The sequence below is a fragment of the Nocardia farcinica genome (genome assembly GCF_029867845.1).
Taxonomy (GTDB): Bacteria; Actinomycetota; Actinomycetes; order Mycobacteriales; family Mycobacteriaceae; genus Nocardia; species Nocardia farcinica_A.
The window spans coordinates 1-5,406 of record NZ_JARWRU010000496.1; the positions used below are offsets into that span (position 1 = coordinate 1).

Annotated in this window: 4 protein-coding genes; 3 read left to right on the forward strand and 1 reads right to left on the reverse strand. The window is 72.2% G+C overall.

The genetic code is table 11. The features are described from left to right. From QH283_RS10825 to QH283_RS10835, 3 genes are all read left to right on the forward strand, one after another. A partial coding sequence (locus QH283_RS10825; RefSeq protein WP_432420702.1) for an LCP family protein occupies positions 1-1,510 on the forward strand: 1,510 nt, incomplete at its 5' end. Continuing rightward, positions 1,498-2,220 (forward strand): TIGR03089 family protein, encoded by a 723-nt coding sequence (locus tag QH283_RS10830; RefSeq protein ID WP_280502885.1) that lies wholly within the window; start codon positions 1,498-1,500, stop codon positions 2,218-2,220. The genes QH283_RS10825 and QH283_RS10830, both read left to right, overlap by 13 nt. Positions 2,221-2,322: 102 nt before the next feature. Continuing rightward, on the forward strand, positions 2,323-3,642 hold the full coding sequence (locus QH283_RS10835) for a cytochrome P450 (protein ID WP_280502886.1): 1,320 nt from the start codon (positions 2,323-2,325) through the stop codon (positions 3,640-3,642). A gap of 47 nt (positions 3,643-3,689) precedes the next feature. Here the strand turns inward: QH283_RS10835 and QH283_RS10840 are convergent, their stop codons facing one another. Beyond that, entirely contained in the window at positions 3,690-5,264 is a 1,575-nt protein-coding gene (locus QH283_RS10840) for a carboxylesterase/lipase family protein (protein ID WP_280502888.1), read from the reverse strand. Between the last annotated feature and the right edge of the window lie 142 nt (positions 5,265-5,406).

Here is a 5,406-nt window from a genome sequence, read left to right on the forward strand (position 1 = left end):
CCCCCCCCCCGGGGGGGCTCCCCGGCCCGGCGCGCGGCCCGCCGGCCCCGGCAGGCCGCAGGACTCGCCGCGCCCGGTGCGGGTCGCCTTCGCCGCCATGGCCGCGGTGGTGCTGGTGGCCACCGGCTTCGCCTGGCACAGCGTCGACTCCCTGGTCTCCCAGATCGAGCGCATCGGTGACCTCGGACTCGGCGGCGGACGCGACGGCGCGGTGGACATCCTGCTGGTCGGCGTCGACAGCCGCACCGACGCCCACGGCAATCCGCTGACCGAGCGCGAACGCGCCATGTTGCACGCGGGCGACGAGATCGGCACCAACACCGACACTCTGGTGCTGATCCGGGTGCCCAACGACGGCAGTTCGGCCACCGCCATCTCACTGCCCCGCGACTCCTATGTCGACATCCCCGGCCTCGGCAAGGGAAAGATCAACTCCGCCTACGGCATCACCAAGGAGAACGAGCGGCTGGAACTGCTGGACAGCGGCGTCTCGGAGGCCGAGGCCGAGAAGCGGTCGACCAAAGCCGGGCGGCAGGCGCTCGTGGACACCGTGGCCGGGCTCACCGGCATCTCCGTCGACCACTACGCCGAGATCAGCCTGCTCGGCTTCGTCCTGCTCACCGAGGCGGTCGGCGGGGTGGAGGTGTGCCTGAACGCGCCGGTGTACGAGGAGATGTCGGGCGCGGACTTCCCGGCGGGCAGGCAGCGCCTCGACGGTCCGCAGGCGCTGAGCTTCGTGCGCCAGCGCCACGGGCTGCCGCGCGGCGACATCGACCGCATCGTGCGCCAGCAGGTGTTCATGGCAGGCCTGGTGAGCCAGCTGCTCAGCGCCAGGACCCTCACCGATCCGGGCAGGCTCGGCGAACTCGGCGAGGCGGTCGGCCGGACGGTGGTCCTCGACGAGGACTGGGACGTGCTGGCCTTCCTCGGACAGTTGCAGGACCTGTCCGGCGGCCAGGTGAAGTTCGAGACCATCCCGGTGGCGGACCTGAACGGCACCACCGCCGACGGCGAATCCGTGGTGCGGGTGGAGGTCGACGAGGTCAAGGACTATGTCGCCGCCCTGGTCGGCGCGGACGGCGGCAGGGACAGCGCGCCGAAGGAGACCACCGGGGTGATTCCGTCCACGGTGACCGTGGACGTCTACAACGCGAGCGGGGTCGCAGGCCTGGCGGGCGAGGTGTCGCGGACACTGGCGGGCAGAGGTTTTCGCCAGGGTGAGGTGGGGAACTACACCGGGATGGGTGTGACCGGGTCCCGGGTGCTTGCCGCCGACCGTGCGAACGCCGGGGCCGAGGCGGTCGCCGAGGCGCTCGGCGGTCTGCCGGTGGTGGCCGACACGACACTGCCCTCGGGGGTGGTGTCGGTGGTCCTCGCGAGCGACTACAGTGGCCCGGGCTCTCAGGCGGACGAGCTGTTCGACTTCACCCCGTCGTCGACCTCTCCCACGCCGGTGCCACCCGCTCCACCGATCGACGCAGGCCAGGACGGACCGAAATGCGTGAATTGACGAAGACTTCGACACTGACCGAGGCCATCCTGGACCCGATCCTGGCCCAGGACTCGGCGACGCCGCGCATCACCTACTACGACGACGCCACCGGCGCCCGCGTCGAACTGTCCGGCGCGACCCTGGCGAACTGGGCGGCCAAGACCGCCAACCTGATCCGCGACGAGTTCGGCCTGACCATCGGCGCCAGGGTGGCGGTGCTGCTGCCCGCGCACTGGCAGACCGCCGCCGTGCTGCTCGGCTGCTGGTGGGCGGGCACCGAGGTGGTGTTGCACCCCGACCCCGACGCCGATCTGGCGCTGGTCACCCCCGATCGCATCGACGAGGTGAGCGACGTCCCCGAGGTGGCGGCGCTGTCGCTGGACCCGATGGGCGCGCCGGTGCGCGACCTGCCGGTCGGGGTCACCGACTTCGCGACCTCGGTGCGCGCGCACGGCGACCAGTTCATGCCGCGCGGCACCGGTGTCGCGCTGGAGGGCGACCTGGTGGCCGAGGTATTCGACGCCGCCCGCAAGGCGGCGCTGCGCCAGGGCATCGGCCCCGGCGACCGGGTGCTGTCCACCCGGCCGTGGGAGCACGCGAGCGACGTGGTCGACGGTCTGCTCGCGGTGCTGGTGGCGGGGGCCTCGCTGGTGCAGGTCGTCAACCCCGATCCGGCCGCCCGGGCCCGCCGGATCGAGACCGAGCGGGTGACGGTCACCATCGACTGACTCCTACCCCGGTAGGAGCCCGCGATCCGACCGAGGACCGTTTCGCGACACCCGCGACACCCGTACCGTGGTGTCCATCACAGCGGAACGGGGTGGTGGTACATGAGTTCGACGGTGACTCCGACGGCATGGTGGCGGTGGCTGTTCACGCAGGGCGTGCCGAGATTCGTCCTGCGCGGCCAGGCGCGGCGCGGCGATCCCTTCGCCCGGCTGATCGCGGGCGCGGAAGGCATCGACGATCCGTACTCGCTGATCGAAGGCCTGCGCGGGGACAGCCCGCTGATCCGCACCCCGCTGACCTGGACCTCCTTCGACCACGAACTGGTGCGCTCGATCCTGCGCGACAACCGCTTCGGCGTGCAGTCCCCGCAGCACTTCCTGCCGTTCACGGCCGCGCGGGCGCTGATGCCGCGCTCGCCGCTGCCGCCGAGCCCGGTCGAGCCGCCGTCGATGCTGGTGATCGATCCGCCAGAGCACACGACCATGCGCAAGCCGGTGGCCGCGGCTTTCACCCCGCGCGCGGTGAGCAGGCTGCGCGACCGGGTGGCCGAGGTGACCGCCGAACTGCTGGAGCGGCTGCCCGCGGACGGCTCGGCCGACCTGGTGGCGGAATACTCCTCGCAGGTGCCGATCGCGATCATCTCCGAGATGCTCGGCTTCCCCTACGCCGATCGGGACATGTTCCTCGAGTGGGGTGATCTGATGTCGCCGCTGCTCGACCTTGGCATCTCCTGGCGGGTGCAGCGGCGGGCGAACGAGGCCATGCACCGCATGAACGACTATCTCGACGACCACATCGCGACGCTGCGCCGCGAGCCCGGCGAGGACATCCTCAGCTCCCTGGTCACCGCGGGCGAGCTGGACCACGACGCGCTCAAGGCCACCGCGAGCCTGTTGATGGGCGCGGGCTTCGAGACCACGGTCAACCTCATCAGCAACGGCGTGGTGCAGCTGCTCGCCCACCCGGAGCAGCTGGCCCGGCTGCGTGAGGAGCCGGAGTTGTGGCCGAACGCGGTGGAGGAGATCCTGCGCTTCGACCCGCCGGTGCAGATCACCGGCCGGGTGGCGCTGACCGAGCTCGAGCTGGCCGGGGTGCCGCTGCGGCCCGGCCAGGCCGTCACGGTCTCGCTGGCGGGCGCCAACCGCGACCCGAAGGTGTTCGACGACCCGCAGCGCTTCGACATCGCCCGCCCCAACGCCAAGGAGCACCTGTCGTTCAGCAGCGGCATCCACGTCTGCCTCGGCGCGAGCCTGGCCAGGATGGAGGGCGTGTACGCGCTGCGGGCGCTGTTCGAGCGGTTCCCCGGGCTGAGCCTGGCCGCGCCGCCGCGCAGGCGGGAGTTGTTCACCCTGCACGGGTTCCGGCAGCTGCCGGTGCGGCTCGGCACCCGCGCACCCGCCGGGCAGAGCGCCCTGGCCTGACGCACCCGCTCGACGCACCTCCACCCGGCCCGGACCGGCGGGCAGGCTCAGCGGAAGCCGACGGCCTGATCACCCCAGGCGCTGTGCAAGGCATGGTCGGGATCGGGCACCAACCGGTCGATGGCGTCGATGACCAGCGTGTGCCTGGTGGTGGTGTCGTAGGGCCGCCAGTGTTTGGAGCCGTCGAGGGCGGCGGGCACCCCGTGCGTGGCGAAGGCCAGCCAGCGGCGCATCATCCGCCCCGACACCTCGGTGGCCTGCCTGCGCCCGCCCAGCCAGAAGGTCGGGTCCGGGTTCAGGGTGCCGAAATTGCCGAACACATAGGGCACCTCCGTGGCGTGACCCGCGCCGATCCTGGCCGCGCGCAGCATCGGGGTGGCGTGGTCGAAGCGGTAGACCCAGGTCATCGAGTGTGCGGAATGGCCGTCGGCGACCCAGCGGGCGGGCAGCCGGAACGCGGCGTCGGTGGAGATGGCCAGCGCGCCGCGCGGGGTGCTGGGATCGGGGTAGGCAGAGACGATCTCGGCCACCCGCTCGGGCGAGAGGTCGGGGTGGTTGTCGGCCACATCGCGCAGCATCATCGTCACCGCCTGCGGGGTGACCGGCATGATCGGCGAGCGGAACACCTTGAACAGCGAGGCCTCGTCCTTGTTGCTGCCGACGATCAGCGGCACCCGATGTGAGCGGCCGCGCTGGAAGACGTTGATCGGATAGTCCGGCAGCAGCTCGCCGTCGACCACCGGCGCGGCCGCCGGCCTGCCCGGCTCCTTGGTCGGCACCTCGTCGAACAGCACGCCCGCGGCCTCGACCAGCCGTTCCATCGGCAGGTCGGTCAGTTCCGCGGCGCGGCGCGGCGGCAGGTCGAGCATTTCGAGAAAGCGTCGCGCCACCAGTTCGCCGCGCGGGCGCCCGAAGACGGTGGTCGCGGGCGGGCTCTGCGCGATCGCCTTGTGGAACAGCCCCGCCGCGGCCGGTGCGGTGAGCAGCGCCGTCACGCAGCCCGCGCCGGACGACTCGCCGAACAGGGTGACATTGCCGGGGTCCCCGCCGAAGGCGGCGATGTTGTCGCGCACCCACTCGAGTGCCGAGACCTGGTCGAGCAGGCCGAGATTGGCGGTGAACTCCGGCGAGAGCGAACTCAGGTCGAGGAAGCCGAGCACGCCGACGCGGTAGTTGACGGTGACCACGACGACTCCGCCCCTGGCCGCCAGTTCCCGCCCGTCGTAGATCGCCTGCGCGGCCGAGCCGAGGCAGTAGGCCCCGCCGTGCAGCCAGACCATGACCGGGCGCGGCCCGTCCGCACCGGGTTCGACCGGGGCCCAGATGTTGAGCCACAGGCAGTCCTCCCCCATTCGCAGCGCGGGGTCCACCGGGACCATCGGCCCGAGCGACTGCGGGGCGATGTCGCCCACGGTGCGGCAGTCGCGCACGCCGTCCCAGGGCTGGGGCGGGCGCGGCGGACGCAGCCGGTGCGGGCCGGTGACGGGGGCGCCGTAGGGGACGCCGCGCCAGACGGCGATCGGACCGGCGAGTTCGCCGCGGACGCGGCCGCTGTGGGTGTGCGCGATCGGGCCGGATTCGTCGAGCCGGATACCCGCCTCTCGGTCGGTTCGTGTCGCCATCACGCACCTCCTGGTGTCCGCGGTGGGCACCGCGGCGGCGACGGCGAGCACGCCGCCGGCGAGGGCGGCGTCGGCGCGCCACATCCACGGGGCCCGCACTGCATGATCTCTCTTTCGAGGGTACGTCCACGGACGACCGTTC